Origin of the sequence: Amycolatopsis azurea DSM 43854, assembly GCF_001995215.1 — a bacterium.
Taxonomy (GTDB): domain Bacteria; phylum Actinomycetota; class Actinomycetes; order Mycobacteriales; family Pseudonocardiaceae; genus Amycolatopsis; species Amycolatopsis azurea.
This window is the reverse complement of the sequence record NZ_MUXN01000015.1, coordinates 134,843-158,712: the sequence shown is the minus strand read 5'-3', so window position 1 is coordinate 158,712 and position 23,870 is coordinate 134,843. Positions and strand designations below refer to the sequence as shown.

Sequence of the window (23,870 nt, the reverse complement as noted above, 5' to 3'; positions counted from 1 at the left end):
GGACGACGTTTCGCGCCCTTCGAACGGTGGAGGCAACACCGATGAACCGCGGCTTTCCCCTGACCCCGGCACAGCAGGGGATCTGGCTCGCGCAGCAGCTCGACCCGGCCGATCCGGTCTACACGATCGGCTGGGTCGCGGAGCTGCGCGGCGACATCGATGTCACCCGGCTGAGTGACGCCGTTCGGAGGGCGGTCGCGGAGGCCGAATGCCTGCACGTCACGGTCGGGCTGGACGGCGACACGCCGCTCCAGCGTCCGGCCACCCCCGGTGAGGTCGCCGTTCTCGACTTCACCGGCGAGCCGGATCCGGAGCGTGCTGCCGACGAGTGGGCGCGGGCCGAACTGGCCGTGGTGGCCGACCTCGGCCGGGGCCCGCTCACCGGGCACGCCCTGCTGATCCTCGCCGAGGACCGGGTCCGCTGGTTCCAGCGCTACCACCACCTGGTGATGGACGCGCACGGGCAGGCCGTCCTGACCCGTCGCGCGGCGGCGCTGTACTCGGGCACGGCCGAGGAGGTCGCCTGGCCGCTTTCCGGGCTGGCCGAGGCGGTCGATGACGACGAGGCCGACCGCGCGTACTGGCTCGGCGAACTCGCGGGCAGGCCGAATCCGGTGCGGCTGCTCGGTCGCGCGTCGTCCGGCCCGATCCGGCTGCGGCGGCACTCGTGGGAACTGCCCGCGGCGAAGACCGGACGCCTGCGGAAGTTCGCGCTCGACGCGGGAACGAGGCTGTCCCGCGTCGCGATCGCCGCCGTGGCGGCCTACGCCCACCGCGTGACCGGTGCCGAAGACCTCGTCCTCGGTCTGCCGGTCACCGCGCGCACCACCCGCAGTCTGCGCGAGCAGCCGGGCATGGTCTCGAACGTCCTGCCGCTGCGGCTGACCGTGCGACCCGAGACGACACCGGCGCGGCTCGTCGCCCAGGTCGCGGAAAAGGTCTCCGCGCTGCTGGAACACAGCCGGTACCGCGGCGAGGACCTCGCGCGCGAACTCGGCGCGAGCGGCGGGGTGCACGAACTCGTCGGGCTGAGCGTGAACTTCATGGCCGTGGACGGCGAACTCGCCTTCGGGGACGCGAGCGCCACGGTGCGCAACCTCGAACTCGGGCCGATCAGCGACGTCGCCATCGCTGTGTATGACGCCGGCGAGGGCCGGGGCCTTCGCTTCGACTTCGACGCTGACGCGGCCGTTTCCACCGACGACGAACTCGCCGACCACCGTCGCCGGTTCGCCGCGGTGCTGGACGCGCTGGCGGCGGGAGCCGACCTGCCTCTGGCCGCGATCGACCTGCTCTCGGCCGGGGAACGGGCTCGGATGCTGGCGTTCGGGACCGCGGTGGCGGATTCGCCCGAGGTGTCCTGGCCCGAGGCGTTCGACCGGATCGTGGCGCGGAAACCGGACGCCGAGGCCGTCGTCTGCGAGGACGTCCGGCTGACCTACGCCGAGCTCGACGCCGCCGCCAACCGTCTCGCCCGCCTGCTGCGACAGCGCGGTGTCGGTGATGAGGACGTCGTCGCCGTGGCGATGCCGAGATCGGCCGATCTCGTCGTCGCGCTCCTCGCCGTCATGAAGGCCGGGGCCGCGTACCTCCCGCTGGACCTCGACCATCCCGAGGACCGCCTCGCGTACATGCTGTCCCACGCGGGCGCGGGAATCGTGGTGTCCACAAAGGACGAGGCCGCGCAGCTGCCGTCCGGTGCGGACGTCGAACGGATCCTTCTCGACGATCCGGCCATCGTCGCCGAACTCGCGGGACTTGCTTCGTCCACTGTGGACGTCAGCGGGATCGCGCTGAACCGGGCCGCGTATGTCATCTACACCTCGGGTTCGACGGGCAAGCCGAAGGGCGTCGTTCTATCCCACGACGGGATCGGCAGCCTGATCAGTACGGCGACCGAGCGGATCGGGATCGGCGAGGACAGCCGGGTGGTGCAGTTCGCCTCGACCGGATTCGACGTGACGGTCTGGGATCTGGTCATGTCCCTGTGCGTCGGCGGGACGCTGATCGTGGTGCCGTCGCACCGCCGCGTCGCGGGCGTCGAGCTGACCGGTTACATCGCCGCCAACGCGGCGACGCACATGATCCTGCCGCCGTCGCTGGTCGCGGCACTGCCGCCGGATTGCGAACTGCCCAAGGGCGCGGTGCTGATCGTCGGCACCGAGACCGTCCCACCGGAACTCATCGCGCGCTGGGCCGAGGACCTGAAGGTCGTCGCCGCGTACGGTCTCACTGAGGCGACGGTGAACTCGACGCTCTGGGCGGCCGAGCCAGGCTGGACCGGGCCCATCCCGATCGGCAGGCCGGATCCGAACACCCGCTGCTATGTCCTCGACACCGCGCTGCGGCCGGTCCCGGTCGGCGTCGAAGGGGAACTGTACGTCGGCGGACGCGGTCTCGCCCGGGGCTACGCCGGACGTCCGGAGCTGTCGGCGGAACGGTTCGTCGCCGATCCGTTCGCCGGTGGCGGCGAGCGCATGTACCGCACCGGCGACCGGGTCCGCTGGCGCGCTGACGGGAACCTCGACTTCCTCGGCCGCACCGATCACCAGGTCAAGATCCGCGGGTTCCGGATCGAACCGGGGGAGATCGAGTCCGCGCTCGCCGCGTATCCCGGGGTCGAGCGGATCGCCGTCGTGCCGCGCGAGGTCAAGCCGGGGGACCGGCGCCTGGTGGCGTACGTCGTTCCGGAGGCAGGCGGGTCGCCGTCGTTGCTGACGGACCTGCGCACCCACGCGGAATCGGCGCTGCCGCACTACATGGTGCCCTCGGCGTTCCTCGCGCTCGACCGGCTGCCGATCATGCCGAACGGCAAACTGGACCGCACTTCACTGCCCCTGCCCGACTTCGGTGCCGCCGCCACCGGCCGCGCGCCGCGCACCGAGCGGGAACGGATCCTGTGTGACGTCGTCGCGGCCGTCCTCGGGCTGGGCTCGGCCGGCGCCGACGACGACTTCTTCACCCTCGGCGGCGACAGCATCCTGTCCATCCGGCTGGTGCTCGGCGCGGCGGAGCAGGGCTTGGCCATCACGCCACGTCAGGTGTTCCAGCACCGGACTCCCGAGGCGCTCGCCGCGTGCGCGGAGGCGGTCATCAGCGAGTCCACCGTGTCCACTGTGGACGAGCGACCGCTGCTGGAGCTGACCGGCGCCGAACGCGCGTCGCTCGCCGAGTACGCCGACGTCCTGCCCGTGACGCCGTTGCAGGAAGGGTTCTTCTTCCACGCGGAGTTCGAAGGCGGCTCGGCCGCTGACATCTACACGGTCCAGGAGGTGCTGGACCTCGAAGGCGACGTCGACGCCGACGCGCTGCGCCGGGCGGCGCAGGCGCTGCTGGACCGGTACTCGTCGCTGCGGTCCGGTTTCCGGCAGCTCGACGGCGGCCAGGTCGTCCAGACGGTGACCCGGCACGCCGAACTGCCCTGGCGGGAGGTGACCGCCGAAGATGCCGCGGAAGCCTTCGAGGCCGATCGTGTGCGCCGGTTCGACTTCGCGCGCCCGCCCTTGCTGCGGGCGACCTTCGCCCGGATGGGCGAAGACCGCGCCAAGCTGGCGCTGACGTTCCACCACATCATCGCCGACGGCTGGTCGGTCGTGGTGCTGCTGCGCGAACTGCTGGCGGGATACGCCGGAGCGGACGCGCCGCTCCCGGAACCGGGCACCCGTGCGGACCACCTGCGGCGGCTCGCGTCGCGCGATCACGAGGTCTCCCGGGAAGCCTGGCGCAACGCACTGTCCGAAGTGGACGAACCCACCCGGCTGATCGAGGGAGGGCTCGCGGCCGAAAGGCGGCCGTCGCGAGTTCACCTGAACCTTGGTGCGCGAGCCACGGCGGAGCTGTCCGCCATGGCGCGAGCGCACGGCCTCACCCTCGGCACCGTCCTGCACGGCGCTTGGGGGCTGCTCCTCGGCGGGCTCACCGGCCGGGACGACGTGCTGTTCGGCAGCACGGTCTCCGGTCGCGACACCGGTGCCGACGGCCTCGAAGCGGCTGTCGGCCTGTACATCAACACGGTGCCGGTGCGGCTGCGCTGGTCCCCGTCCGAAACCGTCGCCGCCGTGTTGCGGCGATCGCAGGACGAGCAGGCGGCCCTGCTGGACCACCAGCACCTCGGCCTCGGCGAAATCCAGCGTGTCGCCGGCTTCGGCCAGGAAGAACCGTTCGACACCCTCGTGGTCGTCGAGAACTTCCCGCGTGACGACGAGCGCGCGGATCCGTCCGGAGCCGTGCGGCTCACCGGAGTCGAGGTCACCGACGCGGTGCACTTCCCGGTCGCGGTGATCGCGACCCCGGGCGAGGACCTGGCGTTCAGCCTCAAATTCGACGCCGCCCGGATCGACGCGGTCGCGGCCGGACACCTCGCGGAACGCTTCGCGCGGCTGCTGGAGACGCTGACGGCGAATCCCGGCCTGCCGGTCGCCGCCGTCGACCTGCTCTCGCCCGCCGAACGCGGCCGCCTGGCGGAGCTCAACGCGACCGCGCATCCGGTGCCCGAGCGGACGCTGGCCGAGGCCTTCGCCGAGCAGGTCGCCAAGACGCCGTCCGCGACCGCGGTGGTGTTCAAGGACACCGAGCTGTCCTATGCGGACCTCGACGCCCGGGCGGAGCGGCTGGCCCGCAGGCTGCGTTTCCTCGGCGCCGGTCCCGACGAGATCGTGGCCGTCGCCGTGCCGAGGTCGGTCGAGTTGATGGTCGCGCTGCTGGCCGTCCACCAGGCCGGGGCCGCCTACCTGCCGATCGACCTCGACTATCCGGCGGACCGGCTCGACTTCATGCTCACCGACTCCGGTGCCCGGCTCGTGCTTTCCGAACCCGGGACGGCGTCGCGGATTCCTTCCGTCGCCGGGCTGACGCAGGTCTCCGTGACCGGCGAGGCCGCCGTCGAAGACGTCCAAGGCGTCGCCGCCGGGCCGGATAACGCCGCGTACGTGATCTACACGTCGGGATCGACCGGACGGCCGAAGGGTGTGGCCGTCACGCATCGCGCGATCGTCAACCGGCTCGCGTGGATGCAGCACGAGTACCGGCTCACGGCCTCGGACCGCGTGCTCCAGAAGACGCCGTCGAGCTTCGACGTGTCCGTGTGGGAGTTCTTCTGGGCGCTGTGCGAAGGCGCGACGGTGGTGCTGGCCGAACCGGACGGCCACCGCGATCCCGCGTATCTCGCGCGGCTGATCCGGGAGCGGGGGATCACCACCCTGCACTTCGTCCCGTCCATGCTCGCCGCGTTCCTCGGCAGCGAGCCGGCCCCCGGTGATCTCGGCTCCCTGCGCCGGGTCTTCTCCAGCGGCGAGGCGCTGACCGGCGAGACCGCCGCGCGCTGGCGTTCGCTCACCGGCGTCCCGCTGCACAACCTCTACGGTCCCACCGAGGCCGCCGTGGACGTGACCTACTTCGACACCGACGGCGCCGAGGGCGCGGGAGTCCCCATCGGACGTCCGGTGTGGAACACGCGGACGCACGTCCTCGACGGCTGCCTCCGCCCGGTGCCCGACGGCGTGCCGGGCGAGCTGTATCTCGCCGGTGTCCAGCTGGCCCGCGGCTACCACGGGCGGCCCGGTCTGACCGCCGAACGCTTCGTCGCCGACCCGTTCGGCGAACCCGGACAGCGGTTGTACCGCACCGGGGACCTCGTCCGGCGTCGCGCCGACGGCGAGATCGACTACCTCGGCCGCACCGACCGTCAGGTGAAGATCCGCGGCAACCGGATCGAACTCGGCGAGATCGAAGCGGTCCTCGCCGCACAGCCGGAGGTCACGGCCGCCGCGGTCGTGGCGAAGGACGGCGCGCTCGTCGGCTATGTGGCCGGTGGAGCGGATCCCGAGCGGCTGCGGGCCGGGGTGAGCGAGGCCTTGCCCGCTCCGATGGTCCCGTCCTCGTTCGTGGTGCTCGACGAGTTCCCGTTGACGCCCAGCGGAAAGCTCGACGTCCGGGCACTGCCCGCGCCTGCGGTCGAGCAGGCCGCCGCCACGCCCGAGAACGACCGGGAACGCGCCCTCGCGCGGATTTTCGCGGACGTCCTCGGACTGGACGCGGTGGGCGCCCACGGCGACTTCTTCCTGCTGGGCGGCGACAGCATCTCGTCGATCGCAGTGTCGAGCCGCGCCCGGCGGGCCGGGTTCGAACTGAGCCCCAAGGACGTCTTCGAACTCCGTACCCCGGCCGCGCTCGCCGCCTCCGTCACGCCTGCCGAGCCGGTGGTCGACGACGGCATCGGCGCGCTCCCGCTCCTGCCCGAAATGCTCCGGCTCCGAGAACTGGGCGACACGGTGCGGCCGGAGTCCGTGCTGCTGACCGTGCCGTCCGGGGCCGACGTCGAGACCCTCGCCGCAGCCCTGCAACTCGTACTCGACCACCACGACGGCCTGCGGCTCGAGCTGTCGCGGGTCGCTTCGGTGCTGTGGTCGCTCGAAATCCGTCCACAAGGGATAGTCCAGGCCGTCGACCTGCTGCGTCACGCGACCGGGTCCCTTGAGGACGAACACCGGGACGCGGCGGGCAGACTGGCGGACAACCTGCTCCAAGCCGTCTGGTTCGACGACCCGGGCAGGCTGCTCCTGGTCGCGCATCCGGTCCTGCTGGACGTTCGGAGCCTGACGAGGCTGGCGGCGGACCTCGTGATCGCCTGGGAAGCCGTGACCGGCGGCCACCCGCCGGTGTTCACGCCGGTCCGGACCTCACTGCGGACCATCGCACGTCGCGTGGCCGAAGTGGCGCAGGATCCCGCGCTGCTCGGCGAGATCGAGCACTGGGCCCGGACCCTGGCACCGGGTGCGTTCGAGATTCCGGCCGACGGCGAAGTCCTGCGCCGGATCACCCTGTCAGTCGAGGACACCCGGACGCTCGTCGGCCCGCTGCCCGCCGCCGTGAACGGGGACGTGACCGACGTCCTCCTGGCCGCCCTGAAATCCGTCGTCGACGGAGACCTTCTCGTCGACCTCCACGGTCGGGTGGACGCCGCGGACACCATCGGTGCGCTGACCTCGGTCCGCCCGGTGCGGATCACCGCGACCGGCGACCCGCTCGCGATGCTCAAGGCCGTCAAGGAGACCGTCCGGAAGACACCCGGGGGCTACGGTCCGCTGCGTTACCTCAACGTCCAGACCGGCCCGCTGCTCGCCGGGCTCGCGAAGCCGCGGATCGCGCTGCGGTACGACGGCCGGATCCCGGCAGGGCCGGGGGAGTGGCAGGTCGCCGGGTACGCGGCGGTGCCCCCGGCAGGCGACCACGTCCTGCGGATCGGGGTCGCCTGCGAGGACACCGAGGACGGACCGAGGCTGACGGCGACGTTCGCGGGCGTGGCCGGGGACCTCGCCGACCGCTGGGCCGCGGCGTTGAGCGACCTCGCGGCGGCGGACACCGACGCCCGGGTGGGGCTCACGACGTCCGACCTCGAACTGGTGTCGCTGACCCAGGAGGAGATCGCCCGCGTCGAGCGGTTCAGCTCGGCGCCGGTCGCCGACGTCTGGCCGCTGTCGCCACTTCAGGAAGGCCTGTTCTTCCACTCCAGCTACAACTCCGACCGGGTGGACATCTACACCATCCAGGAGGCGATCGACTTCGATCACCGCTTGGACGTCGAACGGCTCCATGCGGCGGTGTCCGCGCTGCTCCGCCGGATCCCCAGCCTCGGGGCGGGTTTCACCAGCGAGGGGCTGCGAGGACCGGTCCAGTTCGTGGCGGCCGAGATCGAACCCCCACTGTCCGAAGTGGATCTCTCGACGCTGCCCGAGGACGAGCGGCAGGCCAGGCTCGACGAGCTGATGGCCGAGGACCGGGCCACACGGTTCGACCTCGGCGCCCCGCCGCTGTTCCGGCTGAAACTGGTCCGGCTCGGGGACGGGCGCGACCGCGTGGTGCTGAACCGGCACCTGCTGCTCTGGGACGGCTGGTCCGCCTGGCTGTTCATCGAGCAGCTGTTCGCGCTCTACGACCTCGACGGTGACGACCGGACGCTTCCCGCCTCCGGGTCCTATGTGGACTTCCTGCGCTGGCTGGACCGGCAGGACATCGAGGCCGCGACGGAAGCGTGGCGCGAGGCGCTGTCCGGTCTCGCGGAACCGACGGTCATCGGACCGGAAGGCCGCGACCTGGTCCCCGCGACGCCGGTCAACCTGGACACCGTGCTGCCCGGCGGCCTCAGCCGAAAACTGCGCGAGCAGGCCCGCCGCCACGGCCTGACCGTCAACTCCGTGCTCAACGCCGCCTGGGGCCTGGTCCTGTCGACCATGACCGGACGGCAGGACGTCGTGTTCGGCGCCGCTGTCGCGGGCAGGCCCGCCGCCGTGCCCGAGATCGAGAACACCATCGGCCTGTTCCTCAACACCGTGCCCGCGCGGGTGCGGCTCGACGCGGCAGAGTCCGTCCTGGACCTGGTGCGGCGCTTGCAGTCCGAGCGGATGGACCTGACCCCGTACGAATTCATGAGCCTCGGTGTCCTGCAACGGGAGGCCGGGCATCGCGTCCTGTTCGACACGCTCTTCGTGCTGCGCAACGCGGACGGCGACGAACGGCGTGACGGCCTCCGCCACCGGCACGGCATCACCGACCTGCTCAACATCGACGCGACGCACTACCCGCTGACGCTCGTGGTGACGCCGGGCGAGGAAATTCGCATCACGCTGTCGTACCGGGACGACGTGATCGACGCCGCCGAGGCCGCGTCCGTGCTGGGGCGGTTCACGTCACTGGTCACGCAGATCGTCGACGATCCGGCGAAACCGGTCGCCGCGCTCGCGACGGTGTCCACTGAGGACCGTGCCGCGCTGGAGGCGGGTTGGGCCGAGGCCGAGCACCCGGTCGTCGAGGACACGATCGCGGACCTGCTCGCCACCCAGGCGAACCGGACGCCCGACGCGACGGCCGTGGTGTTCGGCGAAGAGCAACTGACCTATGCCGAGCTCGACGCCCGGATCAACCGGATGGCCCGGCTGCTGCTGGCGAAGGGTGCCGCGCCGGAGCAGGTGATCGCGCTCGGCCTGCCGCGGTCGATCGACATGGTCGTCGCGCTGTTCGCCGTGCTGCGGACCGGTGCCGCGTATCTGCCCCTGGAACTCGACTACCCGGCCGAGAGGCTCGCGGTGATGCTGGAGGACGCCGGGCCGTTGTGCCTGGTGTCCACAAAGGACGTATCGGCGACACTGCCCGACGCCACGCCGCGGGTGCTCGTCGACGATCACGAAGACAGGGCGTTCGGCGGCGGCCCGATCTCCGACGCCGAACGCCCGCTGTTCGCGCGAGGCCGCGCGGACCGCCTGGAACACCCGGCCTACGTCATCTACACGTCGGGCTCGACGGGCAAACCCAAGGGTGTCGTCACGCCGTACCGCGGCCTGACGAACATGCAGCTCAACCATCAGGGCGCGATCTTCGCCCCGGCCATCGCGTCGGCGGGCGGACGGCGGCTGCGGATCGCGCACACCGTGTCGTTCGCCTTCGACATGTCCTGGGAGGAGCTGCTGTGGCTCGTCGAGGGGCACGAGGTCCACGTCTGCGACGAGGAACTGCGGCGCGACGCGCGGGCGCTCGTGGCGTACTGCGACGAGCACGAGGTCGACGTCGTCAACGTGACGCCGACGTACGCGCATCTGCTGATCGAGGAAGGGCTGCTGGAGGGGCACCGGCCCGCGCTCGTCCTGCTCGGCGGCGAGGCGGTGTCGGAGTCGGTGTGGAACCGGCTGCGGGACACCGACGGCACCTACGGCTACAACCTGTACGGCCCCACCGAGTACACGATCAACACCCTCGGCGGCGGCACGACCGACAGCGACACCCCGACCGTCGGCAAGCCGATCTGGAACACCCGCGCCTACATCGTGGACGCCTGGCTCCGCCCGGTCCGCGACGGCGTCGCCGGAGAGCTCTACATCGCCGGTGAAGGGCTGGCCCGCGGTTACCTCGGCCGTCCCGGCCTGACCGCGGAACGGTTCGTCGCCGACCCGTTCGTCCCCGGGGGTGGGCGCATGTACCGCACCGGTGACCTGGTGCGCCGCCGCGCGGACGGGAACCTCGACTTCCTCGGCCGCACCGACGACCAGGTCAAGATCCGCGGCTACCGCGTCGAACTCGGCGAGATCGAGACCGCGCTCAGCCGGTACCCGGAGGTCGCGCAGGCCGCCGTCATCGCGCGGCCCGACCCGTCGGCTCCCGGGCTGCAACGGCTCATCGGGTACGTCGTCCCGGCCGAACTGAGCGGGGACGCGCGCGCCGAGGCGGAGGCCGACCAGGTCGGCGAGTGGCGGCAGATCTACTCCGATGAGTACACCGAGATCCCGACTGCGCTGTTCACCGAGGACTTCGCGGGCTGGGACTCCAGCTACGACGGCGACCCGATCCCGCTGGAGCACATGCGGGAATGGCGACAGGCGACCGTCGACCGGATCGCCAAGCTGAAGCCGGAACGAGTACTGGAGATCGGCGTCGGCACCGGTCTGCTGATGGGGCAGATCGCGCCGCTGGCCCGGGAGTACTGGGGCACCGACCTCGCCGCGCCGGTGATCGCGAAGCTGAACCGCGAGCTGGAGCAGGATCCGGAGCTGGCGGCCAAAGTGAACCTGCGCGCCCAGCCAGCGCACGTGTTCGACGGCCTGCCCGCCGGACGGTTCGACACGATCGTGATCAACTCGGTCGTCCAGTACTTCCCGAGCGTCGACTACCTGACCGACGTCGTCACGAAGGCGATCGGCCTGCTCGCGCCCGGCGGCGCGCTGTTCGTCGGCGACGTCCGGAACCTGCGGCTCGCCCGCGCCTTCCACACCGCGATCCAGCTGACCCGCGCCGACGCGACCTCCGACGTCGCCCAGGTGCGGCGGGCGATCGAACGTGGGGCCGCGCTCGAGAAGGAACTCCTGATCGACCCGGACTACTTCACCGCGCTCGCGCGGCGGCTTCCGGACGTCGCCGCGCAGGTCCGGATCAAACGGGCCCGGCTGCACAACGAGCTGAGCCGGTACCGCTACGACGCGGTTCTGGTGAAGGAGCCGGCCGGAACCCTGTCCGTCGCGCAGGCGCCGCGCCTGTCGTGGGACGAGATCGGCTCCCTCACCGCGTTGGAGGAGCAGCTCACCGGCGCGGAAACGCTGCGCGTGAGCCGGATCCCGGACGCCCGGCAGATCGCCGAGGTCGAGGCGACCCGCGCGCTGGACGCCGGGGCGCCACTGATCGACGTGCTGGACCTGTTCCGCGCCCCTGCCGGGATCGAGCCGGAGGACGTGCACGAACTCGGGGACCGGCTCGGGTTCCGGGTGTACTGCACCTGGTCGGCCGACGGCGCGTTCGAGGCGGTCTTCGTCCACAAGGGACAGCCGGACGCGCTGGTCACCGGGGTGCACCTGCCGGTTTCGGTCGGTACGAATCTGGCCAAGTACGCCACGAGCCCGACGGCCGCGCGCGGTGGCGGTGAACTGGTGCAACGCCTGCGGGACAGGCTCAAGACGGAACTGCCGGACTACATGGTCCCGGCCGCGTTCGTCACGCTGGGCGCCCTGCCGCTGACCGACAACGGCAAGCTCAACACGCGGGCACTGCCGGAAGCCGATCAAGCGGTGCGGCTCGCGGAAAGCCGTCCGGCCGAGACCGCCGCGGAGGAGACGCTGTGCGCGCTCTTCGCCGAGGTCCTCGGGCTGGACGGTGTCGGCGTCGAGGACAACTTCTTCGATCTCGGCGGCCATTCGCTGCTCGCCACCCGGCTCATCAGCCGGGCCCGGACCGAGCTCGGCGCCGAACTGGCCATCCGTGACCTGTTCGAGGCGCCCACGGTCGCCGAACTGGCTGCTCGCGCGGGCGGCGGCGAACCCGCGCGGCCGCCGGTGGTCCGCGTCGAACGTCCTGAACGGATCCCGCTTTCGGCCGCCCAGCGCAGCCTCTGGCTCGTTGACCGGATGGATACGAACGCGGTCGCCTACAACTTCCCGCTGACCTTCCGGTTGCGCGGGCATTTGGACCTCGAAGCCCTGCGTGCCGCCTTGGGCGACGTCCTCGGCAGGCACGAGGTCCTGCGGACGGTGTTCGCCGAGCACGACGGCGAGCCGTACCAGCGCGTTCTCGACGCGCCGGAGATCCCGTTCGCCGTCGAGGAGTGCGACGAGGCCGGGTTGGACGCCCGGATCGCTGAACTGTCGCGGACACCGTTCGACCTGGCGCGGGAGATCCCGGTGCGGCTGCGGGTCCTGCGGCTCGGCGACGGTGACCAGGTGATCTCGGTCGTCCTGCACCACAGCGCGACCGACGAATGGTCCGACCGCCCGTTCCTGGGCGACCTGGCCTCGGCGTATCAAGCCCGCCTCGGCGGGGGGAGTCCCGTGTGGACGGACCTTCCGGTGCAGTACGCCGACTTCGCGCTGTGGCAGAAGGACTTCCTCGACCAGTATGGCGCCGATCAGGTCACCTTCTGGGCCGACGTCTTGCGTGGTGCGCCCGACGAGCTGACGTTGCCGCTGGACCGTCCGCGTCCGCTCCGGCCGACCGGCAGAGGCGGAAAGGTGAAGTCCCCGCTGTCCGGAGAGCTGTCGGCCGCCGTGCGCGACCTGGCGGCGAAGGCGGGAGCGAGCCCGTTCATGGTGCTCCAGGCGGCCGTTGCCGCGTTGCTGCACCGGACTGGCGCCGGGGACGACATCCCGCTGGGCGCCCCTATCGCCGGGCGCACCGACGCGGCGCTCGATGATCTCGTCGGGTTCTTCGTGAACACGCTGGTGCTGCGGACCGATCTGTCCGGTGAGCCGACGTTCGCCGCGTTGCTGGACAGGGTGCGCGAGGCCGATCTGGCCGCGTTCTCCCACGGTGACCTGCCGTTCGAGCGCGTCGTCGAGGAGCTGAACCCGCCCCGGGTGCCGGGGCGCACCCCGCTGTTCCAGGTGATGGTCGGCTACCACCGGCAGTCCGATGCCCAGGACGTGCTCGGCCTGCCCGCCGAGTGGTTCGAGATGGACACCGGCATGGCGAAGTTCGACCTGCACTTCACGATGGTCGACGACGGGGACACCGCCACGCTGATGCTGGAGTACGCCGAGGACCTCGCCGACGCGGGTACGGCCGAACGGTTGCTGACCCGGCTCACGTCCCTGCTGGAGCAGGTCACCGCCGAGCCGGACCGGCCGGTCGCCCTGCTCGACGTCCTCATCGGCGACGAACTCGCGCTGCTCGACCGATGGAACGAGACGGCGCACGAGGTTCCGGTGGTGACGTTGCCGGAGTTGTTCGAGGCGCAGGTGTCGCGGACGCCGGATGCTCCTGCTGTGGTGTTCGAGGGCATGGAGCTTTCGTATGTCGAGTTCAACGCGCGGGCGAATCGGCTGGCCAGGTGGTTGGTCGAGCAGGGAGTGGGTGCGGAGTCGGTGGTGGCGGTGTCGCTGCCGCGGTCACTCGACCTGGTCGTCGCTCTCTACGCCGTCCACAAGGCCGGCGGGGCTTACCTGCCGGTCGACCGCGACTACCCGGCGGATCGCGTCGCCTTCATGCTCGAAGACGCCGCTCCCGCTGTTGTGCTCGACGAATTGCCTGACTTGGACGGCTACTCCGACGAGAATCTGGGCCGGGTGGTGGATCCGTCGTCGCCCGCGTATGTGATCTACACGTCGGGTTCGACCGGGCGGCCCAAGGGTGTCGTGGTGCCTCATGCGGGCATCGTGAACCGGTTGCTGTGGATGCAGGACGAGTACGGTTTGACGGCTGATGATCGGGTGTTGCAGAAGACGCCGTCGAGTTTCGACGTGTCGGTGTGGGAGTTCTTTTGGCCGCTGATCACCGGCGCCACTCTCGTGGTCGCCAAGCCTGAAGGCCACAAGGATCCGGAGTACCTCGCGGAGCTGATCCGCACGGCCGGGATCACCACCGTCCACTTCGTCCCGTCGATGCTCGCCCTGTTCCTGGAGACCGCGGACTGCACAGGGTTGCGCCGCGTGATCTGCAGCGGTGAGGCACTGCCGTCCGAACTGGCCGCCCGCGTCGACGTCCCGCTGTACAACCTCTACGGCCCGACCGAGGCGTCCGTCGACGTGACGGCGTGGCGGGCCGGTGCCGAAACGACTCCGTCCGTCCCGATCGGGCGCCCGGTGTGGAACACGCGGACGTACGTGCTGGACGCCCGGCTCCGGCCGGTCCCGCCGGGTGTTCCGGGCGAGCTGTACCTCGCCGGTGTCCAGTTGGCGCGCGGGTACCTCGCCCGGTCGGGGCTGACGGCTGAGCGGTTCGTCGCCGATCCGTTCGGTGCGGCGGGGAGCCGGATGTACCGCACCGGGGACCTCGCGCGCTGGTCGGACAATGGCGTGCTGGAGTTCCTGGGCCGCGTCGACGACCAGGTCAAGATCCGTGGCTTCCGGGTCGAACTCGGCGAGGTCGAGGCGGCCCTGACCGCGTCGGCGTCCGTCACGCGCGCCGTGGTCGTCGCTCGCGAAGAGCGGCTGGTCGCCTACATCGTCGGCTCCGATGACGGACTGCGGGAAGCGGTGGCCGCGAAGCTGCCCGAGCATATGGTGCCGTCGGCGTTCGTGACGCTCGACGAGATCCCGCTGACCCCGAACGGCAAACTCGACCGCAAGGCCTTGCCCGCGCCCGAGTTCGCGAGCACCGAAGGCCGCGAGCCCCGGAACTCGCGCGAAGAAGCTTTGTGCGCGTTGTTCGCCGACGTGCTCGGAGTCGAGCGAGTCGGGATCGACGACGGGTTCTTCACCCTCGGCGGGCATTCGCTGCTGGTGATGCGGCTGGTCAGCCGGATCTCGGCGAGCCTGGACGCCACCGTGTCGGTCCGCGACGTCTTCGACGCCCCGACTGTCGCGGCGCTGGCCGAAAGGCTCGCGGAACCGTCGGCCCAGCCGGTCCTGAGCGCCGGGAACCGGCCCGGCGTGCTGCCGCTTTCGCCCGCGCAGCAACGCTTGTGGTTCCTGTACCGGCTCGAAGGCGTCACGCCCACCTACAACATCCCGCTCGCCTGGCGCCTGCACGGCGAACTGGACGCGGACGCGCTGCGTGCGGCGATCGGCGACGTCGTCGAGCGGCACGAAACCCTCCGGACCGTGTTCGTCGAGGAAGGCGACGTCGTCACGCAGCGGATCCTCACCGACGCGCGCCCGGACGTCGTGTTCACCGAGGCCGGGGATCTGACGGCGCAGCTGTCCGCCGAAGCCGGTCGCGGATTCGCCCTCGACGAGGAACTCCCGATCCGGGCCAAGGTCTTCGCCGTGTCGCCGCGTGAACACGTCCTCCTGCTGGTGCTGCATCACGTCGCCACGGACGAAGGCTCGCAGGGACCGCTGATGGCCGATCTCGCGGCGGCGTACTCAGCACGCCTCGCTGGTCGCGATCCACAGTGGACTGCTATGCCGGTCCAGTACGCGGATTACGCCTTGTGGCAACGGGAACTGCTCGGTTCGACGGCTTCCGGGCATATCGACTTCTGGCAGGAAGCCCTGGCGGGCCTGCCGGACGAGCTGGCCCTGCCAGCGGACCGGCCACGTCCGGCCGAGTCGAGCCACCGCGGTGGTCTCGTCACCTTCCCGATCGACGCAGGGCTGACCGGACGTGTGCGCGAGATCGCGCGGCGGCACGACGTCAGCATGTTCATGCTGGCGCAGGCCGCGGTCGCGGTGCTGCTGCACCGGCTCGGGGCCGGGGACGACATCCCGCTCGGCGCGCCGAGTTCCGGCCGCGCCGACGAACGGCTGGAGCCGCTGGTCGGCTTCTTCGTGAACTCGCTCGTCCTGCGCACCGACCTGTCCGGCGATCCGGCGTTCGCCGAGCTGCTCTCACGGGTGCGGGCGACGGACCTCGCCGCCTTCGAACACCAGGACCTGCCGTTCGAGCGGCTGGTCGACGCGGTCAACCCGGAGCGCTCGCTGGCCAGGCATCCGTTGTTCCAGACGATGGTGGTCTACCTGCCCGAACCCGGCGACGGGCTGACGCTGCCCGGCCTGCGTGCCGAGCGGGAGGACCTCGCGCAGGGGGTCGCCAAGTTCGATCTCGAATTCGGGTTCCTGGAGAACGCCGACGGGATCTCGGGCGCGATCGAGTACAGCGCCGACCTGTTCGATCACGAGACGGCCGAAGGGTTCGCGCGGCGCTTGGTCTCCGTGCTGGAGCAGGTGGCCGCAGATCCCGCGCTCCCGGTCGGCGCGTTCGAGGTCCTCGGCGAGAACGAGCGCGCGCTGCTCGACCGATGGAACGAGACGGCGCACGAGGTTCCGGTGGTGACGTTGCCGGAGTTGTTCGAGGCGCAGGTTTCGCGGGCTCCGGATGCTCCTGCTGTGGTGTTCGAGGGCATGGAGCTTTCGTATGTCGAGTTCAACGCGCGGGCGAATCGGCTGGCCAGGTGGTTGGTCGAGCAGGGAGTGGGTGCGGAGTCCGTGGTGGCGGTGTCGCTGCCTCGCTCGCTCGATCTGGTCGTCGCGCTGTACGCGGTCCACAAGGCGGGCGGGGCGTATCTACCGCTCGACAAGGACTATCCGGCCGACCGTCTGGCCTTCATGCTCGAAGACGCGGCTCCCACCGTCGTTCTCGGCGAACTGCCGGTTCTGGACGGCTACTCGGGCGAGAACCTGGGCCGGGTGGTGGATCCGTCGTCGCCCGCGTATGTGATCTACACGTCGGGTTCGACCGGGCGGCCCAAGGGCGTTGTGGTGCCTCATGCGGGCATCGTGAACCGGTTGCTGTGGATGCAGGACGAGTACGGTTTGACGGCTGATGATCGGGTGTTGCAGAAGACGCCGTCGAGTTTCGACGTGTCGGTGTGGGAGTTCTTTTGGCCGCTGATCACCGGCGCCACTCTCGTGGTCGCCAGGCCCGAGGGGCACAAGGATCCGGTGTACCTCGCTGAACTGATCCGCGACCAGCGGATCACCACTGTCCACTTCGTCCCGTCGATGCTGGAAGCGTTCCTCGCCGAAGAACCGCGGTGGCACGACGTACGCCGGGTGCTGTGCAGCGGCGAGGCACTGTCGCCGGAACTGGCCGCTCGCGTGGACGTCCCCCTGCACAACCTCTACGGGCCGACCGAGGCGTCGGTGGACGTGACCTCCTGGGAGGTCGTCGACGACACCGTCCCCATCGGACGTCCAGTGTGGAACACGCGGACGTACGTGCTGGACGCGCGACTCCGGCCGGTCCCGCCGGGCGTGGCAGGCGAGCTGTACCTGGCGGGCGCGCAACTCGCGCGCGGCTACCTCGGCCGAGCCGGGCTGACCGCCGAGCGGTTCGTGGCCAACCCGTTCGCGGCGGGGGAGCGGATGTACCGCACGGGCGACCTCGCGCGGTGGCGCGCCGACGGCGTGCTCGACTACCTCGGTCGCGCCGACGACCAGGTCAAGCTGCGCGGGTTCCGGATCGAACTCGGTGAGATCGAGTCGGTGCTGTCCGCGCGGGTGGTCTTGCGAGAAGGCAGGCTCGTCGCCTACCTGACCGGGGATGTCGACGTCGAAGAAGTCCGGCGGCTGGCCGAGGCCGCTCTGCCGGAGTACATGGTGCCGTCGGCGTTCGTGGTGCTGGACGCGTTCCCGTTGACCCCCAACGGGAAGCTGGACCGTAAGGCGCTGCCGGCCCCGGACTTCGCCGTCGCGGTCTCCGGCGACGCACCCCGGACGCCGCGAGAAGAGCTGCTCGCGTCGCTCGTCGCCGGTGTCCTCGGGCTGGAGAAGGTCGGCGTCCACGACGACTTCTTCCGCCTCGGCGGGGACAGCATCGTCGCGATGCAGCTGGTCGGCCGCGTGCGGAGTGCCGGGCTGCTGCTCAGCCCGCGTGACGTCTTCCGGCACCGGACCGTCGCGGCCCTGGCCGAGGTCAGTTCGGTACGGCTCGACGCGACCGCGTCGGCGAGCGGGAAGCCGTTGGTGGAGCTCGACGCGGGCGAACGCGCCGAGATCGTCGACGTCGCGCCGGACACGGCCGAGGTGTGGCCGCTGACGCCGTTGCAGGCCGGGTTGCTGTTCCACGCGACGATGGACGGCGGCGGACCCGACGTCTACACCGTCCAGGTGTCGTTCGACCTCCACGGGCCGCTCGATCCCGCTCGGTTGCGCGACGCCGCTCAAGCCCTCGTCGACCGGCACGCCGTCCTGCGCACGGGCTACCGCTACCTCGCGTCCGGCCGTCCGGTCGCGCTGGTGGCGCGTTCGGTCACGGTTCCCTGGCGCTTCGTGGCGTCGTCGGACGCCGTCGAGGCGGAGATGGCGCACGACCGGCGCCGGTTCGATCCGGAGTCCGCGCCGCTGCTGCGGTTCCTGCTGATGGCACTGCCCGATGGACGGCACCGGCTGGTGTTCACCCACCAGCACGTCCTGCTCGACGGCTGGTCGGTTCCGCAGCTGTTCGCCGAGCTTTCCCAGCTGTACGCGGGCGCCGGCCTGACACCGGCTCGGCAGTACAGCGACCACCTCGGCTGGCTCGGGGAGCAGGATCGGGAGGCGGCTGAAACCGCTTGGCGGCAGGCGCTCGACGGGCTCACCGAGCCGACGCACCTCGTCCCGCACGATCCCCAGCGGGTCTCGGCGCTGCCGGATCGCCTGTCCCTGGAGCTGCCGGAGCGGGCGACCGGCGCGCTGACCGAACTCGCGCGCTCACGCGGGCTGACGCTGAACACCCTCGTCCAGACCGCGTGGAGCATCGTGCTCGGCAGGCTGACCGGCCGGTCGGACGTCGTGTTCGGCGCGACGGTCGCCGGACGACCGCCCGAGCTGGCCGGGGTCGAGCGGATGATCGGCCTGTTCATCAACACGATCCCGGTGCGGATCGCGGTCGACCCCGCCGAAGAACTGGGCGCGCTGCTCGACCGGGTCCAGGACGAGCAGTCCGGCCTGCTGGCGCACCAGCACTTCGGGCTCGCCGACATCCAGCGTGGCGCCGGGCTGGGGGAGCTGTTCGACACGCTGATGGTGTTCGAGAGCTACCCGGGCGCGGACGAGGACGAGACCGGCGCCGGGCTGCGCGGGGAGATCGTGCGCCACGAGGACTCCACGCACTATCCGCTCACGTGGGCGGTGGAACCCGGAACCCGGTTGAAACTCACCGCGGAGTACCGCTCCGACCTGTTCGAGGCCGGCCTTCCGGAACGTCTTCTCCCCGCGATGGAACGGGTGCTCGCCGCGATGGTGTCCGATGTGGACACTCCGGTCGGCAGGGTCGACATCCTGCCCGATGCCGATCTCGACCTGATCGTGCGCGAGTGGAACGGGACGGCGCTCGACGTCAGCCCGTCCACTGTGGCCGGTCTGTTCGAGGACCAGGTCCGGCGTTCGCCCGGCGCGACGGCGGTGGTGTCCGGCGAGGTCGCCTGGTCGTTCACCGAGCTGAACCAGCGCGCCAACCGGCTCGCCAGGGCCCTGGTCGCCCACGGGATCGGCCCGGAGGACTTCGTCGCCCTGGCGTTGCCGCGTTCGGCGGACGTCCTGCTGGCGGTCCTCGCGATCCACAAGGCGGGGGCCGCGTACCTGCCGCTCGACCCGGACCACCCGGCGGACCGGCTGGTCGCGATGCTGGCCGACGCGCGGCCCAAGGTGATCCTGACCGAGCCCGAGCTGCTGGAGTCGTTGCCGAGGAACGAGATCGAGACGCTGGCGCTGTGCGCGCTCGTCACCGAGGACCGGCAGGCGCACGACCTCACCGACCGGGACCGCGTCCGCCCGCTCGACCCGGAACATCCGGCGTACGTGATCTACACGTCGGGTTCGACGGGGACACCCAAGGGAGTCGTCGTCCCGCATCGCGGTGTGGTGAACCTGTTCCACAGCCACCGCGCCACGCTGCACCGGCCCGCGGTCGAGGCCACCGGCAAGCCGCATCTGAGCGTGGGGCACGCGTGGTCGTTCTCCTTCGACGCCTCCTGGCAGCCGCAGTTGTGGCTGCTCGACGGGCACGCCGTGCACATCGTGGACGAGGAAACCCGGCGCGATCCGGAACTCCTCGCCGCGATGATCGAACGGGACGGCTTCGACTTCATCGAGGTCACGCCGTCGTTCTTCGTACAGATGGCGGAGGCCGGTCTGCTCGACGGGGACCGGTGCCCGCTGGCCGTGATCGGCGTCGGTGGTGAGGCGGTACCGGAGAGTCTCTGGCGTCGTCTAGCCACTTTGGACGGAACCGAAGCGTTCAATCTGTACGGTCCTACCGAGTCCACAGTGGACGCTCTGGTGGCGCGGATCGGCGACAGTGACAGGCCGCTGGTCGGCCGTCCGGTCGCGAACACCCGCGCCTATGTGCTGGACGCGTCGTTGCGGCCGGTGCCGCCCGGGGTCACCGGTGAGCTGTACCTCGCCGGTTCCGGTCTCGCCCGGGGCTACCTCGGGCGCGCGGCGCTGACGTCGGAGCGGTTCGTGGCCGATCCGTTCGGCCCGGCTGGCGCCCGGATGTATCGCACCGGCGACCTCGCCCGGTGGACCGCGGACGGCCGGCTGGACTTCGGCGGGCGCGCCGACGACCAGGCGAAGATCCGCGGGTTCCGGGTCGAACCGGGTGAGGTCGAAGCCGTGCTCGAACGGCACGGCGACGTCACGCGGGCCGTCGTTGTGGTGCGTGAGGACCGGCCGCGCGTCAAGCAGCTGGTGGCGTACGTGGTGTCCACTGTGGATCGCGCGGAGCTGCGGCGGTTCGCGGCCGAGACGTTGCCGGAGTACATGGTCCCGGCGGCGTTCGTCGCGCTCGACGTGCTTCCCGTACTGTCCAACGGGAAGCTGGACCGCAAGGCACTGCCCGCCCCGGACTACGCCGAGTTGGCCGGCGGGCGGGCACCCGAGACCGCGTACGAGAAGACGTTGTGCGCGCTCTTCGCGGAAGTGCTCGACGTACCAGGACTCGGTGCCGACGACGACTTCTTCGCCCTGGGCGGGGACAGCATCGTCGCGATGCGGCTGGTCAGCCGGGCTCGCGCGGCAGGGCTGAAGATCACGCCGCACGAGGTGTTCGCGCGCCGGACGGTCGCCGCGCTGGCCGAGGTCGCCGAGAGCCTGGAGGACGACGGCGCCATCGCGCCGACGCCGATCATGCACGCGCTGCGCGAACTCGGCGGGCCGATCGCGGGCTACCACCAGGCGGCGCTGCTCCAGACGCCGTCCGGGATGACCGGCGAGCAGCTGAACAGCGTGATCGGCGCTGTCGTGGAGCGGCACGACATGCTGCGCGCGCGGCTCGACCGGTCGGTGGACGGCTGGGCGCTCCGGGTCGCCGAGTCCGTCGACGTCGTCCTCGAACGCGTCGATGCTTCGGACGGCGATCTGTTCGCGCTGATCGAGCGGCACGCGGAGCCGACGCGGTCCCGCCTGGACCCGGACGCCGGCGTGATGCTGAGCGCGACGTGGTTCGACGCGGGATCGGCAGGGCCCGGCAGGTTGCTGCTGATGATCCATCACCTGGCCGTCGACGGCGTTTCGTGGCGGATCCTGCTGCCGGACCTCGCTTCCGCGTGGGAGTCGGTCGCTCTCGGTGCGGCGCCGGATCTGCCCTCAGCGGACACTTCGTTCCGGCGGTGGTCGCGAGCGCTGTCCACTCAGGACCGCGGCGGCGAGCTGGATCGATGGAAGTCGGTGCTGGGTGGTGCGGATCCGCTGGAGCTGGACCGGCCGCTCGACCCCGGTCGGGACGTGCTGGGCACTGTGAAGAAGCTGTCGCTGACATTGCCCGCCTCGCGGACGGCGCCGCTGTTGTCGCGGGTGCCGTCGGCGTTCGGGGCGACGATCAACGACGTCCTGCTCACCGGGCTCGCGCTCGCCGTCGCCCGGTGGCGCCGCGACGGGGGACGGGCGGTGCTGGTCGACGTCGAGGGACACGGCCGCGAAGAGGACCTGGCCGGTGGTGCGGACCTTTCGCGGACGGTCGGCTGGTTCACCAGTGTCGTCCCGGTGTGCCTGGACCTGGGCGACCTCGACCTGGACGACGCGTTCGCGGGCGGGGCGGCCGCCGGTGTCGCGCTGGAACGGGTCCAGGCGCAGCTGGACGGGCTGCCGGACGGCGGGATCGGGCACGGTCTGCTCCGATATCTCGATCCGCGGACCGGTCCTGAACTCGCGAAGTTCGCGAAGCCGCAGATCGAGTTCAACTACCTCGGCCGGATCGGCGTCCCCGAAGCGACCGACTGGTCGTACGCGGCGGAAGCCGAGGCGGCCGAAATCGGGGCGGACGAAGAAATGCCGGTCTCGCACGCCCTGACGGTCAACGCCCTCACCGAGGACCGCCCCGGCGGCACCGAACTGGGCGCACAATGGTCCTGGCCGGAGGCGATGCTGACCGAAGAGTCGGTACGGGACCTGGCGGAGGACTGGTTCACCGCGCTGGACGCGCTCACACGCCGGGCTGATTCATCGGATACACCAAAGGAGAACAAGCCATGACGAACCCGTTCGAGAACCCCGACGGTACGTACCTGGTGCTGGTCAACGACGAGGGCCAGCACAGCCTGTGGCCCGAGTTCGTCGAGGTCCCGGCGGGCTGGACGACGAAGTTCGGCCCGGCCTCGCGTCCGGAGTGCCTGGAATACGTCGAGACCAACTGGACGGACCTGCGGCCCGTTTCGCTCGTCAAGGCCATGGAGTCCTGACGTCGTGTCCTGAGGTCGTGTCCGTGAAGGACTCCTTGAGGGACCCAGAGTCCCTCAAGGAGTCCTTCACGGACTTGCGTTGTTCAGAAGCACGACCGAATTCGGCCATAAAACGTGAGTACGGTTCGCGTTATGGATCGAAGAGCTTTCATGGTGACCGCCGGAGGTGCGGCGGCAGGGGCGGCGATGCTGCCGGGTCAGGCGGAGGCGCAGCCCCAGACGCAGGCGAAGTGGGGTCCACAATGGCCCGTCGTCCGGTTCAACATCATCAGTGACATCCAGGGCGATCTCACGGACTTCGGCAAGGCGCTCGACGATCTGAACGCGGTCAACCCGGGCAGCGCGGGACTCGGCATCGCGGGTGACCTCACTCCGCGTGGCTACGACTTCGAGTACGGCCAGCTTCGCGAGACCTTCGACAAGCACCCGCATCCGCGTCAGGTCGCCTGGGCCATCGGCAACCACGAGTTCTACGTCCCGAAGTGGCGGGATCCCGACACACTCGCCCAGGAAACCTGGCCCAACGGGACGACCGAGGACTCGCTCTTTCGCAGTTTCTACCGGTTCGCGGGACGCAACACCGTCTACAACGAGACGTCGTTCGGCGGTGTCCCGGTGCTGTGCCTCGGAACCGAGCGCTACGCCAAGTACCACGACCCCAAGCTGTGGGACGAGGTCTGGATGAGCGACCGGCAGTTCACCTGGCTCGAACAGCGTCTCCGGTACTGGTCGCTCCGGCGCAGCCCGGTGATGGTGCTGACCCATCACCCGCTGCCCAACACCGTTTCCGGCACGCACAACAAGCTCTACCGCTCCGACTACCTCCAGCCCGACAGGCTGCTGTCGATCCTCGGCCGTTACAAGGACGTGTTCCTGTTCTCCGGGCACACGCACTGGGACCTGAACCTGTCGGACTGGGTCGTCCGGCGGGTGGTCCCGGGTACCGGCAACCTCGAAGGGTTCACCGTGGTGAACACCGCCGCCGTCCAGACCGGTTGGACGGACGACGGCAAGGGTGGCGAGGTGTCGCTCGGCGGCGCGTTCAACCAGGGGCTGCAAGTCGAGGTCTCGCCCGGTTCGGTGGTCATCAAGGCCCGCGACTTCACCACCAAGACCTGGCTGAAGCAGATCACCGTTCCCCTGCACGACTCCTGGGGATTCCCGCACTGACCGTGGACGCGCAGGTGGGCTTCGGTACAGGTGGTCGTGAGTGGTAAGTGGTGTTCTAACGACACTTACCACTCACGACCAACCCGACCCACTCGATACCGGCGCTTGCCCGCTTGCGGTACATGAAGGCCCCCTTCCTTGCGCCAGGCGCAAGGAAGGGGGCCTTCATGTACTCCGTTGTGGCTACTGGGTT

General features: G+C 70.5%; 3 protein-coding genes. All 3 read left to right on the top strand.

Annotated elements, in window-relative coordinates:
- Positions 1-26: 26 nt before the first annotated feature.
- Positions 27-22,301 (top strand): non-ribosomal peptide synthase/polyketide synthase, encoded by a 22,275-nt coding sequence (locus B0293_RS20655; RefSeq protein ID WP_281256262.1) that lies wholly within the window; start codon positions 27-29, stop codon positions 22,299-22,301.
- Entirely contained in the window at positions 22,298-22,507 is a 210-nt protein-coding gene (locus B0293_RS20650; RefSeq protein WP_005149866.1) for an MbtH family protein, read from the top strand. The genes B0293_RS20655 and B0293_RS20650 overlap by 4 nt, the downstream gene beginning before the upstream one ends.
- Positions 22,508-22,639: 132 nt before the next feature.
- Positions 22,640-23,677 (top strand): metallophosphoesterase family protein, encoded by a 1,038-nt coding sequence (locus tag B0293_RS20645; RefSeq protein ID WP_063936612.1) that lies wholly within the window; start codon positions 22,640-22,642, stop codon positions 23,675-23,677.
- Positions 23,678-23,870: the final 193 nt, after the last annotated feature.

Bases quoted from the DNA above. Each gene is read 5' to 3' on its own strand.
- B0293_RS20645 (WP_063936612.1), top strand. From the start codon at position 22,640: ATGGATCGAAGAGCTTTCATGGTGACCGCCGGAGGTGCGGCGGCAGGG.
- B0293_RS20650 (WP_005149866.1), top strand. From the start codon at position 22,298: ATGACGAACCCGTTCGAGAACCCCGACGGTACGTACCTGGTGCTGGTC.